This window comes from Xylanimonas sp. McL0601, assembly GCF_049852175.1.
Lineage (GTDB): Bacteria > Actinomycetota > Actinomycetes > Actinomycetales > Cellulomonadaceae > Xylanimonas.
This window is the reverse complement of sequence record NZ_CP187527.1, coordinates 2,093,547-2,109,937: the sequence shown is the minus strand read 5'-3', so window position 1 is coordinate 2,109,937 and position 16,391 is coordinate 2,093,547. Positions and strand designations below refer to the sequence as shown.

Annotated in this window: 17 protein-coding genes; 7 read left to right on the top strand and 10 right to left on the bottom strand. The window is 72.8% G+C overall.

Annotated features, from left to right (window positions below; all coding sequences use genetic code 11):
- Positions 1-25: 25 nt before the first annotated feature.
- The 3 genes from ACO4JP_RS09670 to ACO4JP_RS09660 all read left to right on the top strand — a co-directional run bounded on the left by ACO4JP_RS09670 (position 26) and on the right by ACO4JP_RS09660 (position 2,816).
- The gene (locus tag ACO4JP_RS09670; protein ID WP_425953479.1) at positions 26-1,015 is read left to right on the top strand and encodes a DUF5937 family protein; all 990 of its coding nucleotides are present in this window, start codon (positions 26-28) and stop codon (positions 1,013-1,015) included.
- 165 nt (positions 1,016-1,180) lie between these two features.
- Positions 1,181-1,978, top strand: a complete 798-nt coding sequence (locus ACO4JP_RS09665; protein ID WP_425953478.1) for an alpha/beta hydrolase — start codon at positions 1,181-1,183, stop codon at positions 1,976-1,978.
- A 49-nt stretch (positions 1,979-2,027) separates the two neighbouring features.
- Positions 2,028-2,816, top strand: a complete 789-nt coding sequence (locus ACO4JP_RS09660) for an oxidoreductase (RefSeq protein WP_425953477.1) — start codon at positions 2,028-2,030, stop codon at positions 2,814-2,816.
- Positions 2,817-3,014: 198 nt separating this feature from the next.
- Here ACO4JP_RS09660 and ACO4JP_RS09655 read toward each other — a convergent pair whose 3' ends face one another.
- From ACO4JP_RS09655 to ACO4JP_RS09645, 3 genes are read right to left on the bottom strand one after another with little or no spacing between them, the layout of a single operon-like run.
- Positions 3,015-4,523, bottom strand: a complete 1,509-nt coding sequence (locus ACO4JP_RS09655; RefSeq protein ID WP_425953476.1) for a multicopper oxidase domain-containing protein — start codon at positions 4,521-4,523, stop codon at positions 3,015-3,017.
- On the bottom strand, positions 4,520-5,824 hold the full coding sequence (locus ACO4JP_RS09650; protein WP_425953475.1) for a hypothetical protein: 1,305 nt from the start codon (positions 5,822-5,824) through the stop codon (positions 4,520-4,522). Before ACO4JP_RS09650 ends, ACO4JP_RS09655 begins: the two co-directional genes overlap by 4 nt.
- Entirely contained in the window at positions 5,821-6,975 is a 1,155-nt protein-coding gene (locus tag ACO4JP_RS09645) for a hypothetical protein (RefSeq protein ID WP_425953474.1), read from the bottom strand. Before ACO4JP_RS09645 ends, ACO4JP_RS09650 begins: the two co-directional genes overlap by 4 nt.
- A 63-nt stretch (positions 6,976-7,038) precedes the next feature.
- On the opposite strand from ACO4JP_RS09645, the gene ACO4JP_RS09640 reads away from it, so the two are divergent.
- Together ACO4JP_RS09640 and ACO4JP_RS09635 are read left to right on the top strand one after the other, a co-directional pair.
- A complete protein-coding gene (locus ACO4JP_RS09640) occupies positions 7,039-7,698 on the top strand; it encodes a helix-turn-helix domain-containing protein (protein ID WP_425953473.1) in 660 nt (219 codons plus the stop codon).
- A 141-nt stretch (positions 7,699-7,839) separates the two neighbouring features.
- Positions 7,840-8,160: a DUF2249 domain-containing protein gene (locus tag ACO4JP_RS09635; protein ID WP_425953472.1), complete on the top strand. Its 321-nt coding sequence runs from the start codon at positions 7,840-7,842 to the stop codon at positions 8,158-8,160.
- A gap of 95 nt (positions 8,161-8,255) precedes the next feature.
- Here the strand turns inward: ACO4JP_RS09635 and ACO4JP_RS09630 are convergent, their stop codons facing one another.
- The 6 genes from ACO4JP_RS09630 to ACO4JP_RS09605 form a co-directional block, all read right to left on the bottom strand.
- Complete coding sequence (locus ACO4JP_RS09630) at positions 8,256-8,831, bottom strand: hypothetical protein (protein WP_425953471.1); 576 nt, start codon at positions 8,829-8,831, stop codon at positions 8,256-8,258.
- Positions 8,828-9,361, bottom strand: a complete 534-nt coding sequence (locus ACO4JP_RS09625; RefSeq protein WP_425953470.1) for a DUF6286 domain-containing protein — start codon at positions 9,359-9,361, stop codon at positions 8,828-8,830. The genes ACO4JP_RS09630 and ACO4JP_RS09625 overlap by 4 nt, the downstream gene beginning before the upstream one ends.
- 5 nt (positions 9,362-9,366) lie before the next feature.
- Entirely contained in the window at positions 9,367-9,780 is a 414-nt protein-coding gene (locus ACO4JP_RS09620) for an Asp23/Gls24 family envelope stress response protein (RefSeq protein ID WP_425953469.1), read from the bottom strand.
- Complete coding sequence (locus ACO4JP_RS09615) at positions 9,777-9,959, bottom strand: hypothetical protein (RefSeq protein ID WP_425953468.1); 183 nt, start codon at positions 9,957-9,959, stop codon at positions 9,777-9,779. The genes ACO4JP_RS09620 and ACO4JP_RS09615 overlap by 4 nt, the downstream gene beginning before the upstream one ends.
- Positions 9,960-10,222: 263 nt before the next feature.
- Positions 10,223-10,477: a hypothetical protein gene (locus tag ACO4JP_RS09610; protein ID WP_425953467.1), complete on the bottom strand. Its 255-nt coding sequence runs from the start codon at positions 10,475-10,477 to the stop codon at positions 10,223-10,225.
- A 107-nt stretch (positions 10,478-10,584) separates the two neighbouring features.
- Complete coding sequence (locus ACO4JP_RS09605; protein WP_425953466.1) at positions 10,585-11,040, bottom strand: Asp23/Gls24 family envelope stress response protein; 456 nt, start codon at positions 11,038-11,040, stop codon at positions 10,585-10,587.
- Positions 11,041-11,103: 63 nt separating this feature from the next.
- On the opposite strand from ACO4JP_RS09605, the gene ACO4JP_RS09600 reads away from it, so the two are divergent.
- Positions 11,104-11,745: an RNA polymerase sigma factor gene (locus ACO4JP_RS09600; RefSeq protein ID WP_425953465.1), complete on the top strand. Its 642-nt coding sequence runs from the start codon at positions 11,104-11,106 to the stop codon at positions 11,743-11,745.
- A gap of 4 nt (positions 11,746-11,749) precedes the next feature.
- Positions 11,750-12,328 carry an Asp23/Gls24 family envelope stress response protein gene (locus ACO4JP_RS09595; protein ID WP_425953464.1) on the top strand — a complete coding sequence of 193 codons (579 nt, stop codon included), beginning with the start codon at positions 11,750-11,752 and terminating at the stop codon, positions 12,326-12,328.
- 104 nt (positions 12,329-12,432) lie between these two features.
- On the opposite strand, the gene ACO4JP_RS09590 is transcribed toward ACO4JP_RS09595, so the two are convergent.
- The gene (locus ACO4JP_RS09590; protein ID WP_425953463.1) at positions 12,433-16,242 is read right to left on the bottom strand and encodes an arabinofuranosidase catalytic domain-containing protein; all 3,810 of its coding nucleotides are present in this window, start codon (positions 16,240-16,242) and stop codon (positions 12,433-12,435) included.
- Positions 16,243-16,391: the final 149 nt, after the last annotated feature.

The following is a 16,391-nucleotide window of genomic DNA, read 5'->3' as shown; positions in this document are numbered from 1 at the left end:
GCCAACTGATGTAGCGTCCGGCTACATGGATCGGGGCTGGGTGGAGTACGAGCTCGCCGGCATGGACGTCGCCGACGTGCGGTTCGCGGTCTCGCCGGTCAACGAGCTCGTGCTCTCGCTGCGCACGTTCCGCGAGCCCGGTCGCTACCCCGTGCACCTGCCGTGGCTGCGGCTCACGGAGCAGGCGCGCGGCGCGCTCGACGTGCCGCTCCTGCGCGCGCTCACCGACCGACGCCTGTGGACGCCCGACTACCTCACACCGCGCCCGACGAGCCCGCTGACCCGCATCGACGACGAGCTCGACGCCGTGGCGCGCGTCCCCGTGGAACGCATGCTCGACGACCTGCACGCCATCCACGGCCCGACGCTGCCCGCCGTGCTGCGCGACGAGCCGCGAGCGCTGCGCCGCCGCGTCACGGCTTCGCTGCGCGAGTACTGGCGCACGTGCTTCGAGCCCTGGTGGCCGCGCATGCGCGCGGTGCTGCAGGCCGACGTCGTCCACCGCGGACAGGTGATCTCGTCGGCAGGGATGGCGGCGATGTTCGCCGACCTGAGCCCGCGCGTGACCTTCGCCGACGGCGTCGTGCGGGTGCGCCTGAGCACCTATGCCCGCTACCGGCGGGCGACCACCGGCGAGGGCCTCACGCTGGTGCCGACGATGTTCACGCGCGGCGCGAGCGCGCCCGTCTCGGCGGCCGAGCCGCCCATGGTCATGTACGGGGTGCGCGGGGCGGGCACGCTGTGGCAGGCCGAGCCGCGCCGCTCCCCGCGGGTGCTGGCCGACCTGCTGGGGGCGCCACGGGCGGGGCTGCTCACGACGCTCGAGGCGCCGGCGTCGTCTACGGAGCTCGCGGGGCGGCTCGGCGTGACGACGTCGGCGGTGAACCAGCAGCTGCGGCTCCTGCGAGACGCCGGGCTGCTGACCAGCGCGCGGCACGGGCGGTCGGTGCTGTACCTGCGCTCGGAGCTGGGCGACGCGCTGGTGCAGGGTGCTGAGCCGGCGGCCGGGGCGTAGGGCGGCTCTGTGCGAGCACGGCACGTCCGTCGTGGTCACGTGAGGTCGCGCTGCAGTCATCTGACCGAAGCAGCGCCAGGCGCCGCGGTGGAGAGTGGGGCCGTCCTTGCCGTATCGGCTCCGCAGGCAGCCGCGCGTTTCCCTCCACCTCAGAGGAGCACCACCATGCGTCAGACAGTCGTCTTCATCCACGGCCTGTGGATCGCCAAGCAGGCGTGGCAGCCCTGGCAAGATCTGTTCGAGGCCGCCGGGTACGACACCCTCGCCCCCGGCTACCCCGGCGAGGCCGACACGATCGCCGCCACGCGCGCCGATCCTGACGCGCAGGCCGGTCACGGCATCGACGAGCTCGTCGAGCACTACGCCGAGATCATCGCCGAGCTGCCCGCCAAGCCGATCGCCGTCGGGCACTCCTTCGGCGGACTGATCGCCGAGAAGCTGCTCGGCCAGGACCGGGTCGCCGCGGCCGTCGCGATCGACCCTGCTCCGATGAAGGGCGTGAAGCCACTCCCGTTCTCGCAGCTCCGCTCGGCGTTCCCCGTGCTGTCCAACCCGTCCAACAAGGACCGGGCCAAGGCCCTGACCGCGGACCAGTTCCACTACGCCTTCGGCAACGCCCTGCCCCGGGCCGAGTCCGACGCGCTGTGGGAGGAGTGGGCGATCCCCGCGCCCGGCCGGCCGCTGTTCCAGGCCGCGAGCGCGAACTTCGCGAAGAACTCGCCGGCCGCGGTGGACGTCGCCAACGACCAGCGGGGTCCGCTGTTGATGATCTCGGGCACGGCAGACCACACGGTGCCCGACGTCGTCACGCGCGCCGCCTACACGCTGTACGCGCACTCGGACGCCAGCACCGAGCTGCTCCGGCTCGAGGGGCGCGGCCACTCCCTGACGATCGACCACGGCTGGCGCGAGGTCGCCGACTCCGTCCTGGCCTGGCTCGGCGCCGAGGTCCCGGCCGCCTGAGGACCGCCACACACGCATCCCAGCTACAGCACGAACCAGGAGCATCGAGATGGACCTCAACCTGAAGAACAAGGTGGTCGTCGTCACGGGCGCGAGCCGGGGTATCGGCTTTGCGACCGTGAAGGCGTTCGCCCAGGAGGGCGCCCGCGTCGTCGCCGGCGCCCGGACGACCGGCCCCCTGGAGGAGCTGGCGAAGGAGTACGACGTCGTGCCGGTCGTGGCCGACCTTTCCACCCCGGAGGGCGCCACCGCCCTCGTGGCCGCGGCGACCGAGCTCGGCCCTGTCGACGTGCTGGTCAACAACGTCGGCGCGGTCCAGCCCCGCCTGGCGGGCGTCGCCGCGGTGACCGACGAGGAGTGGCTGGCTGCCCTGAACGCCAACCTCCTCAGCGCCGTCCGCACCACGCGTGCCGCCCTGCCCGGGCTCGTCCAGACGCAAGGCACGATCGTGAACATCGGCTCGGTGAACGCGATCCTCGCCGACCCGAGCATCGTCGACTACGCGGCGTCGAAGGCAGCGCTGGCCAGCTGGGCCAAGTCCCTGTCCAAGGAGCTCGGGCCGCAGGGCGTCCGTGTCAACACGATCAGCCCCGGGCCCGTCGAGACCGACCTCTGGCACGGCGCGAACGGCATGGCCGAGACCATCGCCGGCGCCATGGGGATCACGCACGACGAGGCGGTCGCCGCCGTCGTGCAGGGCCTGGGCGGTTTCGCCACCGGGCGGTTCTCCCGCCCGGAGGAGATCGCCGACCTGGCCCTGTTCCTTGCGAGCGAGCGAAGCGGCAACATGACCGGCGCCGACGTCACCATCGACGGCGGGCTGATCAAGACCATCTGACCCACCCCGGGTTGCGCCTGGCCGCCGGGATCCTCCGGCGGCCAGGCGAACGCAGGAAGCACCAGGCAGCGCACTCCGATCCCGAGGGCACCTGCGCGCCCGAGCTGGACGCGGGTGTGGCCGGGACGGCTAGCTCTCCTGCAAGCGCGACTGAAGCACGCTTGATCCTAGGGCCGCGGCCCTCGCCGAGGTACGGCGTCAGGGCTGGACCTCGAGCACGCCGTGCGCGCCCTTCTCCCCCAGCGACATCTGGTGGTTGACGAACGGGTAGTGCCCCGCCTCGCGCGGGACCAGCTCGACGAACCCGCCCTCGGCCGCCCCGAGCGACAGCACCTGCGCGCCCGTGATGCCCCGCGTGAGCCCGTCCGTCGACGTCCCCCGGTGCACGCTGTATGCGCCCTCGCTCCACACGGTGTCGAACTGCGAGCCCACCACGTGGAAGGACAGCCCGAGGTTGGGCCCCACGTCGAGCACCCAGAACCGCACCCGCTCCCCCACGTTCGCGGTCAGGGGGTGCGCGTCGTACTGGAATGCGCGCCCGTTGAACGCGACGACGTCGGGCGTCATGGCAGCAACCTTCGCGGAGTCCGCGGGCCCGCCGTCGGCGCCGAGGTAGACCTCGGACTGGATCAGCACGTACGAGCGGTCCGCCGGCTCGAGCCCGTCCGGCTCGATGACGACGGCGCCGAACATGCCGTTGGCGATGTGGTTCGACATCGGCATGGTCGCGCAGTGGTACATCCACACGCCGGAGCGGCCCGCGGTGAAGGTGTAGTTCAGGCTCTGCCCCGGCTCGATCGTGCGCATCGGCTCGTCGTGCGCGAGCTCGCCCGCGTGGAAGTCGATCGAGTGGCCCATCGTGCCCTTGTTGACGAGCGTGATGTGGAACGTGTCCCCGACCCGGCCGTGCAGCACGGGGCCCGGCGACGTGCCGTTGTACGTCCACACGGCGCGCGTGCGGCCTGGGGCGACGTCGTCCTCCTGCTCGGTGACCGTGAACGTGTAGTGGTGCTCGGTCGAGGCCTCGAGCGGCGGCAGCCCGGCGGGGTAGGCGGCCTTCGCCTTCGCCGTCTCCAGCAGCTCGGCCATCGTGGGGACGCCGGTCGAGCCGGCCGAACCAATGCCCATGTCCATGCCGTCCATGCCCGCCATGTCGGGGCCCGCCATGTCGTGCCCGCCCGACGACGCCGCGGCGTCGCCGTCGTCGGCGCTCTGGCCGGTCACGACGACGTGGACCACCATGCCCATCTGCCGGTGCCCCGGCAGCGAGCACCAGCCCTCGAGGTTGGCGCCGACCACCCCGACGTCGGCGGTCGCGGTCGCCCCGGGGGCCAGCGGGTCCAGGCTCGCGCCGTTGGCGAACACCAGGTCGTGGCGCTGGTCGCCCGTGTTGTGGAGCGTGACCTCGAGCCGGTCCCCGGCCGGCATTTGGATGGTCGACGGGGTGAACGACATGCCCTCGACCGCGAGCGTGACCCGGGTGGTGTGCCCGGTCGGCGCGACCTCGGCGACCTGCGCGCCCGAGGCACCCGACGACCCGGCCTCGGCCGCCGGGTCCTCCGCGAGCGCCGGCCGCACCAGCAGCGCGGTCAGTGCGAGCACGACCACGACGACGACGCCTACGACGGCGGCGCCGGCCCGCGAGACGGGGCTGCCCTCCTGGCCGGGAAGGGGGCGCGGCCCGGTGGTGGGACGGGGCTGGGTCACGGCTTGGCTCCCTCGGTCTTGGCGACCATCAGTGCGCGTCTGGCTCTGCCTTGCGTGCTCCCGGACCGGGCGAAGAAGAAGACGTCGGCGGCGAAGCACAGCACGACGGCTCCCCAGAGCAGCGGCCGCAGCTCCCCGCCGGCCGACGCCGTGACCGCGAGCAGCGCGACGGCCGCGTTGCGCAGCGCGATGCGCCCGGGCGCGGCGGTCTCGAGCACCGCGATGCCCTGCCGCACGGCGTCGGGCCCGCCGCCGACGACGACGGGCATCAGATAGGTGAGCGCGCCGACGAACACCTGCGCGAGGCCGCCCGCGCCGAGCACGGCGAGCCACGGCAGGTCGGCGTCGCGCAGCGCGGTGCCGTCGGCGGCGCCGAAGGCGTGCAGCGCGACGACGACGAGGCACAGCAGCGTCCAGCCGAGCCCGGCGGCCATGGTCCAGGGTGCGTAGCCGCGCACGCCGGACGCCCACGCGGTGCGCACCAGCGGGACGGCGACGCCGTCGGCCAGACCCACCGCGAACGCGAGGAGCCCGAGCCCGACCCCGGGCATCCAACCCAGTGCCGCGGCGAGCCCGCCGAGCGCGATCCCTCCGCTGAGGACGGGCAGCGCGCGGGTCGAGCGGGCGACCGCACCGGGGTCCATCTTGGTGCGGAGCATGGTGGGCCCGAGGGTCACGATCGTCCCGGCGATCGACAGCCCCACCCAGCCGCCCACGTTGATCAGTGCGTGCGCGAGCGTGAGGTCGTCGCGCGCGGCGAGCAGCCAGGCGGGCGCCCCCACGGCGAACATCGCGACGGTGAGGAACCCGGCGAGCACGCACCCCACGACGAGGAACGCCGAGGCCGTCACGTAGTACCGCACCACGACGGCGAACCGCGACGCGAAGCGCCCCCGCGCGGCCCGCAGCAGCGCGAGCCCGTGCCAGGCGACGACGGCACCCACCGCGCCGGCGAACACGACGGTGCCCCACACGCTCGCCGTCCACATCGACGTGACGAGCCCCAGGAGCGCGACGTTGAACGCGACCGCGCGCCGCACGGCGTCGCGCCCGGCGCGCGGGTCGTCGGCGGGAAGGTGCAGCAGCGCCTTGGCGAAGTACCAGGACCACTGGAGGATGCCGTTGGTCAGCACGCCGAGCGTGACGACGTGGATCGAGGTCCACAGCGGCTGCGGCAGCACGCCGCGCGCGGCGACCGCGAGCGCCGAGACGACGACGGCGGCCACCAGCCAGGACGTCGTCATGCGGTCGGTGCGGGGGCGGCGGCGAGCGCCCGACGGTGGGGCGGGGCGGCGGCTCACCGGTCGCGCCCTGCAGGGCGTCCGCCGGCGGTGACGACGAGCGTGACGGTGGTCGCGAGGAACGCCAGGAGCGCGAGGACCGAGAGCGTGCCACCGGTCTGCCACGCGCCGGTCGCCGACCGGACGGCGGCGACCACGCGAATCAGCAGCCCGGTCTGCAGCAACCCCCACACCGCCCAGAGGGCCGGGTGGTAGGGCATCGGCCGACGGATGATGGCGGGGACGATGACGGGGGCGTGCGCCAGGATCATGGACAGCACGAACCCGATGGTCAGGGTGTGCACGACGACGTCGTACCCGAAGCCGGTCAGCACCGGGCCGCGCACGGTCCACACGAGGGCGGGCACGAGCGCCCACAGGTAGCCGGCGAGCATGCAGGCCGCGACGAACCGCACGAGGCCGGTGGAGCGGACGGTGCGCCGGGCGACGTCGTGCAGCGCGACGTCGACGACGAGCGCGCCGAGCGCGAGCCCGAGGAGCGGGTAGCCCCATGCCGGGGCGAGCAGGGTCGCGACCAGGGCGATCATCAGCAGGCAGGACTCGGCGAGCACACGCGCCTCGGTCCGCCCGACGACGAACGCCACGCGCGCGAGCTCGAGACGCTCGCCCATGATCGTCAGCACGAGCAGCGCGGCCCACCACGGCACGATCTGCGCGACCTCGAACCCGCGCCCCCACAGCGCGGCGCCGCCGAGGCCTGCGAGCGCGCCGAGAAGCTGGATCAGCACGGCGTAGGACTGCTGCCGGCGCCAGACGGCGAGGTAGATCGCGGCGAAGACGCCCATCGAGGCGACCCACGCACCGCCCGGAAGCGCCCGGCCGGCGGGGAGGGGCAGCGGGGTCGCCCCCGCGACCACCAGCAGTGCCCCCACCCCCGCCGCGACGGGCGCCGCGAAGGGCCAGACGGGCCGCCGCCCGGACGCCGTCCGTCCGGACTGCAGCGCGACGGCCCGTTCCAGCGAGATCGCGGTGCCGAGGAACCCGAAGACCATGAGCACGCCGTGTGACGCGGCGAGCGGCTCCGAGCGCACGGGGGCCGCGACCCCCAGCCGCAGGAGTGCGGCGTCGAGCCCCGAGAGGACGGCGACCATCGCGAGAACGAGCACGGCGAGCCTGCCGCGTGGCACGCGCACCTGGCGCAGCGCACCCATCGTGATCCTTCCGTCGGGCCTCGGGGCCGCGCTGAATATAGCGGAGGCTGGTAGTTTCTAAACATGACCGACGACACACCAGAGGTGAGCGTCCACGCAGCGCTCGCCTCGCCGGTCCGCCGGCGGGTGCTCGACGTGCTCGACGCCGCCACCGACGCCCCCACCGCGCAGCAGCTCGCCGCCGAGCTGGGCCTGCACGTCACCACCGTTCGCTTCCACCTCGAGCAGCTCGAGGAGGTGGGCCTGGTGACACGCGAGACGCGCCGCGCAGCTCGGCGCGGCCGGCCCGGGGTCCACTTCCGGCTCCTCGCCGCGGCCCCCACCGGCCCCGACGTCGACGCCGCGCGCGAGGAGATGATCGGCGCGCTCGCGGAGGCGCTGGCGTCCGACGACGCTGCGCAGCCCGGCGCGGCGCGCGCTGCGGGCCGCCGCTGGGCCGAGCGCCTGCCGACTCCCACCAAGGAGCCCCGGGACGCCGTCGGGCAGGTGTTCGAGAAGCTGGGGTTCCGCCCGGAGCCCGCCGGCGACGAGCTGTTGCTGCGGTCCTGCCCCTTCCGCCAGGCGGCCAAGGCGCACCCCCAGATCGTCTGCCAGGTGCACCTCGGGCTCGCCGAGCGGCTGGCCGCCCGGGCTCCCGGCGGTGACCGCGTCCGCGTCGGGCTGGTGCCGTTCGTGGAGCCCGACCTGTGTGTCGTACGACTCCTCGGCTCTGAACCCGCGTAGCCGCAGGCTGAGGGCATGCCGCGCACGAAGGACGACGCCACGTGGGACCCTCGCTCCCCGGTGGTGCGTGGTCTCGGATAAGTCGGAGTAGAATCCGACTAAATCGGGGTGGACCCCCGCAGTGACCGTAAGGAGCACACCGTGAGCGAGCCCGTCGAGATCCTCAGTTCCGCCCCCGCCGACGCCGTCGGCACCGGGACGGGCGGAGGCTCCTGCGGCTGCAACGAGCACAACGAGGACGTCCCCGTCCTTGACGTCCGCGCCATCCCGCACGCCGTGCGCCACGGTGCCGTGTTCGGCGCGTTCGACCAGATCGGCCCGGGCGGGTCGCTGATCATTGTCGCCCCGCACGCTCCCCTCCCGATGCTGGCCCAGCTGTCGCAGCGCGCCCCGATCGAGACGGAGTTCCTGACGGAAGGCCCGATCGAGTGGCGCGTCCGCATCACGCGCACGGCCGCCTGAGAACCCCTTGGGACCGTTGTGGGTCCCTGGGGCTCCGGTGATCGCCGTCGATCACCGGAGCCCCAGGGACCCACAACGTTTGTTTGCCGCTCCCCCTAGCTCACGCGGGGGTTGTTGCGGGTGCGGCCCAGGCGGAGGTGCAGGTCGACCGGCAGGTCGCCCTCGCCGCCGAACGCCTGCCGCGCCCGTGCGACCGTCTGGCCCATGAGCGCTCGCCAGACCTCCGCGATGTCCGCCCGGTCGGTCAGGTCGGCAGTCAGGTGCAGATGGTGGCGCGGCTGACCGCTGAGGTAGGCCGACGCGCCCCCGACACCGGCGATGGTCCGCGCGTCAGCCGCGACCGCGTCGCACAGGGCGCCGGCATGCAGCACCGTGCCCCCCTCGCGACCGCCGGCCGGCATCTCGAGGCGGCTGACGCGATCGGTGCGGAGCTGCGCCAGGAGCCAGGCCAGCCCCAGCAGAGCGACCAGGAGCGCCAGCACGAAGAGCACCCACCAGAGCCAGGGGTTGTCGGCGACGTAGGTTCGCCACGACGTCGGCAGGATCGGGTTGTCCGCCTGGCTGCGGCCGAACCCGCCGTAGCTGAGCACCAGGCCGAGGACGGCGGCGGCGGTCAGGACCAGCCCTGTGATCAGCAGGCCGGTGCGGTTGGCCCTGTTGACCCTGTTCATCGCCGCTCCTCGTACCTCATCGTGACCCGCGGGCGCAGCGACTGCTCCAGGCCCAGGGCCGCCAGGCGCTCGGTGACGGCCTGCCGCACACGCTGCTCAGGCTCACCCTCGCGGGTCATGCTCGAGGCGCGGACGGTGACACGGTGGCGGTGGGCGTCGGCCCGCGCGGAGCGGACGCCGTCCACGTCGCGCGCCGCAGTCTCCAGCGACTTCTCGACCCCTCGCCGCGACACGGTCGTACGCACCCCCGGCAGTGCGGACTCCGCCGGAAGGACCAGGTCGCCTGGCCTCCCCCGTCGCAGAGCGGCGACGAGCAGCAGCAGGCCCACGATGCCGATGCCGACGAGGACCGCCCGCACGAGGTTCGTGACCCACGTCTGCGTGCCGAGCCAGGTGCTCCACTTCTCCCACGGGACCAGCCACGGGGCGTCGCCGACCTGCGCCCGGAAGATCTCGACCGCGGCAAGCAGCCCGCCGAGGAACAGGACGAGGGCGAGCACGACGGCGAGGAAGCGGTTGACGACGTTCACCGGCCTCACCTGACCCGGCGGGCAGTGCTAGGGACGGCGAGCGACGTGACCTCGACGTCGACGCGGTCGACGCGGATCCCGGTGATGTGCTCGACGTCCCGCTGCACCTGGCGGCGGGCGGCCTGGGCGACCCGGTCCACCGGGTGGGGCCATTCCACGGCGACCGCGACCTCGATCCAGGCGACCGTGCCGTGGACGGTGGCCTGGACGTGCGCCTCGTCGTCGGGCCGGGCCCGGCCCACGGCCACGCCGAGGATGCGGCGCGGCGCGGCCACGGCATGCGGGACGAGGGTCACCGCATAGCCGGCGACGCGCTCGACGACCCGGTCGCCGATCGTGAGCCTCCCGCGGTCCTCCGGGGCGGTCGTGGCGGGCTCCGGCGCGGCCAGCGGCTGCTGAGGGCTCGTCGTCGCCGTCATCGTCGGTCACGCCCTCCGCCGAGGTACCGGGTCAGGTCGAGCTCGCCGGCAACCACCTTGCCCACGACGAACCCGAGCAGGCCCAGGGCGGCGGTCCCGAGGAACGCGTAGAAACCTCCCACCACCCAGGCGATGCCCAGCAGCAGGCCGGTGAACAGCCCCACGATCGGCGGTGACATCATCGGTACCTCCACGTGTAGATCGGTCGGTCAGACGACCCGAGGGGGCCGGTGACGGCGTGCAGTCCATGCCCGGAGACGGTCGAGCCGCCGCCGGCGGACGAAGACCACGTTCCGGGTCGAGCGACAGGTGAACGCCGGCTCTGCCTCGAGGGCCAGCATCCGGTGGATCAGCTCGTCGGGATCACCGCCCAGGTCCGGGTGGTGCGCCCGGTACAGGGCCCGGCGTGCGCGCCGGAGGTCCTGGCTCTCCGGGGGGAGCATCAGGACGACCCCGGCGGGAGCGACCGATCGAGGAGCGTGGGCTGACCCGGTGCGGGGCTGGCCGAGACGTCGATGTCCGCGAAGTGCACGTCGACCGGCCGCCCGGCCACGATGGCGGCGACGGCCGTACGGATCTCCGCGGCGACCTGCGGGAGCGGGACGGGGTAACGGGTGACGACGGCGACCAGCACGCGCCCCTCCGTCAGGCGGACTCCGTCGACCCGCCGCCCCGGCAGGTAGGTCGCGACCGGCACGAGGCCGCCCCCTGCCAAACGCGCCACTCCCGGGCACGACTGCACTGCGGCGGCAAGACGGTCCGCGTCAGTGAGCGGCGCCGGAGCCGGGGCCGCTTCGGGCAGGCTCACTGCACCCGGGCCGGCTCCTGCCGGTCCTCATCGCCAGGCAGATGGATGTCGTTGACCATGACGTTGACCTCGGTGACCTCGAGGCCGGTCATGCCCTCCACCGAGGAGATGACGTTGCGGCGCACGGCCTGGGCTACGTCCACGATCGACACGCCGTACTCGGTCACGAGATCGAGGTCGATGGCGGCCTGCTTCTCCCCGACCTCGACGTTCACACCCTGACCGGCGGACTGCGAGGAACCTGGGATGCGTTCGCGCAGCGCCCCGAGTGCACGCGCCGCGCCACCGCCGAGCGCGTAGACGCCGGACACCTCGCGGGCGGCCAGGCCGGCGACCTTCTGCACGACGCCGTCCGCGATGGTGGTCTTGCCGTGCTCGGACTTCTGCGAGACAGCTGCCGTGACGGAGGACGACGCCGAGGTCGAGCCTGGGGAACTGGTCGGGTTGCTCATGTCTGTGCTGCCTCCCGTGCTGACGGCCCGGCGTGCGCCGAAACCAGGGCTGAGGGACGGTGGTTGTCCGCCCACATCCCGTTAGACCTCACGAGGGCGGTGAAGGTTACAGCCGGCGTTGCGGACCTGACAGGGAACCGGATGGAAGGCTCGGGGTGGTCGTCGCAGGACGGCGCGCTCGTCGAGGCGGCCCTCGTCGACCAGGCGCGCGCCGGGGACGAGGCTGCGTTCGAGGCCCTCGTGCGGCGGTACCAGGACCGGCTCTACGGCATCGCCCTGCGCATGACCGGCCACCCGCACGACGCCCAGGACGCAGTCCAGGACGCCCTGGTCGACGCCTGGCGAGGGCTGCCGCGATTCCGTCAGGATGCGCAGTTCTCGACCTGGCTCGTGCGGGTCGTGATCAACCGCTGCCACGACCTGACGCGCGCCCGGGCGAAGGTGGCCGCACCGCCGGACGAGACGCTGGCCGATACCGGAGCATCCCTCGAGATGACGGTGGAGGATCGCCGGCGCCAGGATGCTGTCATCGCGGCGATCGCGGACCTCCCGTTCGACCAGCGCTCGGCGCTCGTCCTGCACACCTTCGACGGTCGGTCCCAGGCGGAGGTCGCCCGGCTGCTGGGCACGACCGAGGGAGCCGTCAAGGTGCGGATCCACCGCGCCAGGCGTGCGCTGCTTGACACGCTGCAGGACTGGAGGTGACACCGTGAGCGGCTCCGACCGCATTGCCTGCGGTACGCCGATCGACGACCTCCTCGAGCAGGTGGCCGCGCACGGACGACCCCAGGACCCCGCGCACCAGGCGAGCTGCCCGCACTGCCGCGCGGCACTGGCCGAGATCACCGAGCTGTGGCGGCCGGTGGACCGGCTCGCCGGCGTGCGGGCCGCGGCGCCTCCTGACCTTCTGGCGGCAGTCACGGAGGCGGTCCGTCGGCTGCCGCGCCATGGCTGGCACGCCGTCCTCCCCACCGACCGCGGCGAGACCCGCATCGCCGGACGTGTCATCGCCGCCGTCGTCCGGCGTGCCGCGGCGCAGACCGACCATGTCACCCTCGCCGTCGGGCGCGCACGGTCCGGACGCGACGCGGCGCACGTGGGCGTCGCGGGGACGCACGTCGTCATCGACGTCCAGGTCGCGGTCGAGCTCGGCTCCGCCGTCCCGGTCCTCGCCGACCAGCTCCGGCGCCACATCCGGGAGCACCTCCGCGCGCACACCGGGCTGTCCGCGACGGAGATCAACATCGCCGTGCTCGACGTCACCCCTCGGGGCGTCGGTGCGTGGTGAACGCAGATCCTCAAATCGTGATGGGCTCCCTGGGTGCCAGGCTGCTCGGCACCCAGGGAGCCCACCACGTCTAGCCGTGAAGCGTCACCTCCGCCTTCGGCTCGTCACGGTGCGGGCGCCCAGGGCGCCGCGACGTTCCAGGTCGAGTCCTCGGCCCAGCCCTCCGGGACGTCCCCGGCGTTGGTGCCTCCGTTGCTGGCGAGGTACACGCCGCCCTGATACGCGCGGAGGTACCTCGTCAGGAAGTTCACCGACTGGAACGACGTGCCCTGGCCACTCAGGCCGGCGACCGCGCAGAACGTCGCATCCTGGGCGAACAGGGTGCTGCCGTCGTCCGGCTGCAGGTGGACGACGTAGTTCTGGTGCCGCAGGTAGCTTCCCGGCCGGTTGACCGACTCGAACGAGACGCAGTCGGGGTTGGCCAGGCCGGCGGTCTCCACGAAGGTCGCGCCCTGCTTGACCGTCGCCGAGCTCGCGTCCGTCACCGCCGACATGACCACGCTGTCGTCCAGGACGTCGTGGCGGACAGAGGCGCCGCCGTTCTGGAGGGACACGCGCGGGCCGGGATCCAGCGCCGCGGCGCGGTTGGCCGCGCCGGGGCTGGGGTCCCGGGTCGTCATGAAGTCGGCGCAGTTGGTGTCCGAGTCGGAGCCGTCCGGGAACCGCATCGCACTGCGGTCGGTGCCCGGTGTCGCCACCCGGCAGCCCGACTGCCCCGCGCCGGACCGGCCCTGGTAGCCCTCGGCCAACCACGGGTCGACCAGCAGACCGTAGTTGAGGCTGTCGGCCACCGTGCCCTGGGCGTTGCGAAGCGCCATCGACCCGCCCCCGCTCGAGAGCGCGGGCCCGCCGAACCACTGGTCGGGCTGTTGCGCGCCCTGGTAGCCCGCCGTCGTGACGGCGGTGTCCACCGCGGCGGTGTCGACGCCGTGCGCGGCCTGGAGCGGGCTGTCGAGCGTGATCCCGCTTCCCAGCGGCTGCACGGGTTCGTTGCTGACGTGCGCGAACCGGGTCGCCGGCGTGAAGCTCACGCCCGTGCCCCGGTTGCTGAACGGCAGGTTCGACGAGTGCGTGAGCTGCAGCGGCGCGGTCAACGTCAGGCCCGTGCCGTTCGCACCCGAGGTGCCCACGGCCGCGACCGTCACCGACTCGATCCGGTCGCCGATGTCGAGCCGGATCGTGTCACCGACGCTGATGTTCCCCGTCGAGCTGACCTTCAGCACGGACGAACCCGCGAGCGCACGGGCCGAGGTCCGCGCCTGCGTGCCCGCCTTGCCCACCGCGGTCACCGTGGCCGTCTCGATGGTGTCGCCGTAGCCGAGGGACAGCTTCTGACCCACGGTGAAGCCCGACGTGCTCGTGACGGGCACGTTCGTCGAGCCGGCCGGGACCGTGATGGGCCCGTCGGGCTGCGGCTGCCACAGCGGCGTGCCGGAGCTCGCAGCCGTGGCGTCGCTGACGATCGTGGCGTTCCGCCCGTTGCCCGACGAGTCGAGCGCCGCGGGTCCGGATGCCTCGTCGAACTTGTACGACGCGACGTTGCCCGCACCCGCCTGACCGCCGGCGAGGGTAGCCACCTCGGCCGCCGACAGCCCGTGGTCGTAGATCTGGAAGTCGTCGACCGTGGCGTTGAGATAGGGGTCGGGATACTGCGAGCGGCCGATCCAGTTCTGGTTGGTGACACCCAGGTTCGACGGGTGCAGCGTCATGTTCGTGTTGGTCGCCACGAGGTTGCCGTTGAGGTAGAGGCGTCCCGTCGTCCCGGTCAACGTGACCGCGACGTGCGACCAGGTGTTCAGCGGAAGCTGACCGCCCCCGGTGAGCTGCTGCTCGCTGCCGTTGCCCGCGGCCGTGATGGCGTACCGCAGCCCCGCACCGCCGCCGTCGACGGTCAGGAACATGTTTGTCGCCGTCCCGGTGCCGAAGTCGAAGATGCGCGACCACGTGGGGGTCGCCGACGGGTTGACCCACGCGGAGATCGTGAAGTCGCCGAGGGCGCTCAGGGTGCCGGACGGGACGGCGACGTACTCGCCGTTGCCGGAGAGCCTGACCGCGTTCCCGATCCGGCCCTGGGCGCGTGGTCCGGTCGCGCCGGTGTTGGAGACGGCGGAGATCGTCCGCGTCTCCGCGCCTGCTCCGGTGCCGATCGTGATCGTCTGCCCCGGGGCGAGCCCTGCGGTGCTGCGGAGGTAGACGGTGTCGTCGCCCGCGGCGGCCGGCGCGGCGAGGCCTGACGGCGCCAGCCCGAGCAGGTAGTGGCCGTGGGCGGCGATCGTCGTCCCCGCCGGCACGGTTACGGTCGAGTTCACCGGCTGCTGCGCGGCGTGCTCCGTCAGCGTCCAGCCAGAGATGTCGACCGCGGTGTCGGCGGCGTTGTACAGCTCGATGAACGAGTTGGTCGGGTTGCCGGTCGTGCCGATCTGGAACTCGTTGATCGTGATCGGGGCGGTGTTGCGCACTCGCTCCGTGGTCGTGTCGTGGAGGCGGCGCGCCTTGCTGGGGTTGGTCCAGTCGACCTGACCGACGAGGTCGCCGTTGAAGGCGCTCTGCCCGGACGTCACCGTGAAGGTGGCACTCACCGTGGCACCCGCCGCGACCGAGTCGAAGGTCGTCGAGGTGTCGTCCGTACCGGCGATGACCGCGCTCCACCCTCGCGGCAGCGCGAGGCTCAGCTTCACGCCCACGGCGCGGGCGCCTGTCGTGTTGGTGAACGTCTCGGTGACGGCCTGGCTCGACCCGAGGGCGAACGTCTGCACGCCCGGCGGCGTCGAGACCTGGTCGGCCGGGGCGAGGCTGAGCCGCTGGACGGCGTACTGCGCCTTCACCACGTTGGCCTGCACCGCCTGGTCGGTGGCGTCACTGGGATAGCCGGCCGTCATCACGCCCTCGTAGAACGTGCCCGCCGAGCCCACGCTGTTGTCGCCGCCGTTGCCGAGCACGATCGCCCCCTGCTTGCGCATGGGGTCGTAGCTCGCGTCGACCCGCGGGCCGTCGAACATGGTCTGGAGCGTCCCTAGCTGGGAGTCGCCCGCCATCGAGGCCCAGTGGTGCGGCTCGCCCTTCGCGACGCCCGTCACGAACCGCGATGTCATCGTCGGGAGGTCCGCGCAGTACTTCGAGGTGCTGCCCGGGTTGACGCACCCGACGAGGTTGTTCTCCTGGTCGGTCATCACCCACGGGCCCGGCGCGACGCCGCGGTACCAGGCCGTGGCGTTGCCGTAGTACGCCGTCTCCATCGTGCCGTTGCCGTCGTCCCGGCTGTCGGTCTCGGCGTTGCCGTAGTCGAAGCAGCACCCGTCGTTGTAGTGCTGCCCGTTGATCACCCAGTACATGCCCTCGGACTCGTCGTCGACGGCGATGCCGCGGGTGTCGTTGTTGCGCAGGCCCATGCCGGGCTCGATGAAGACGCCGTAGACCTTGTGCCCGTTGACCGTCACGGGAGCCATGTCCGCGATCGGCAGGTTGTTGGCACCGCCCATCGCCGGTCCGCTGAAGCCGCCGCGGGGCGCCTCGGTGAGGTCGTTGTGCTGGGGTGACTGGTCGTAGACCGTGGTGACCAAGCAGGTGGTGCCGGCGCAGAACGCGTCCTGGGCGGCGGAGTCGGCGTAGCCACCCGCGTCGGGGAACGGCGTGCCGGTCGGCTTCGTGACCCCGATGGTGGCGAGCCGGCCGTCGGACAGGCGCTTCACCTGGTAGAGCGGGCCGTCGTACGAGGCATACAGAGCACGGGTGGTGCTGTGAGCGGCGACGCAAGGCGTGCCGGCTGCGGCGTAGATGTCGCATGGGCCCTCGGGCCGGGACGGGTTCGGCCCCGCGGTCGCGGGACTCCAGACGAGGCCCCAGAGGGCGAGTGCCGCCGCCAGCAATGCTGCGACGACGTAGCGCGGCCGGTGCCTGTGGTGCGTGGTGGTCACGTACGACTCCTTCCGTTCGTCAGCTGAACGGCGGCGCCTTCATGCCACGTCGCTGGTCCACCGCTTCGTTGCGGGCCCAGCTCGCCACCGCTTCTTTGTCAGTGCGCAAACGGCGATGTGACAGTCAGTCGGTCACAGTCGTCATGCAG

Excerpts from the sequence above, each read along its gene's own strand:
- ACO4JP_RS09640 (WP_425953473.1), top strand. The coding sequence starts at position 7,039 with ATGACCGACGACACACCAGAGGTGAGCGTCCACGCAGCGCTCGCCTCG.
- ACO4JP_RS09660 (WP_425953477.1), top strand. The coding sequence starts at position 2,028 with ATGGACCTCAACCTGAAGAACAAGGTGGTCGTCGTCACGGGCGCGAGC.
- ACO4JP_RS09665 (WP_425953478.1), top strand. The coding sequence starts at position 1,181 with ATGCGTCAGACAGTCGTCTTCATCCACGGCCTGTGGATCGCCAAGCAG.
- ACO4JP_RS09615 (WP_425953468.1), bottom strand. The coding sequence starts at position 9,959 with ATGTCACCGCCGATCGTGGGGCTGTTCACCGGCCTGCTGCTGGGCATC.
- ACO4JP_RS09670 (WP_425953479.1), top strand. The coding sequence starts at position 26 with ATGGATCGGGGCTGGGTGGAGTACGAGCTCGCCGGCATGGACGTCGCC.
- ACO4JP_RS09605 (WP_425953466.1), bottom strand. The coding sequence starts at position 11,040 with ATGAGCAACCCGACCAGTTCCCCAGGCTCGACCTCGGCGTCGTCCTCC.
- ACO4JP_RS09645 (WP_425953474.1), bottom strand. The coding sequence starts at position 6,975 with ATGGGTGCGCTGCGCCAGGTGCGCGTGCCACGCGGCAGGCTCGCCGTG.
- ACO4JP_RS09620 (WP_425953469.1), bottom strand. The coding sequence starts at position 9,780 with ATGACGGCGACGACGAGCCCTCAGCAGCCGCTGGCCGCGCCGGAGCCC.
- ACO4JP_RS09630 (WP_425953471.1), bottom strand. The coding sequence starts at position 8,831 with ATGAACAGGGTCAACAGGGCCAACCGCACCGGCCTGCTGATCACAGGG.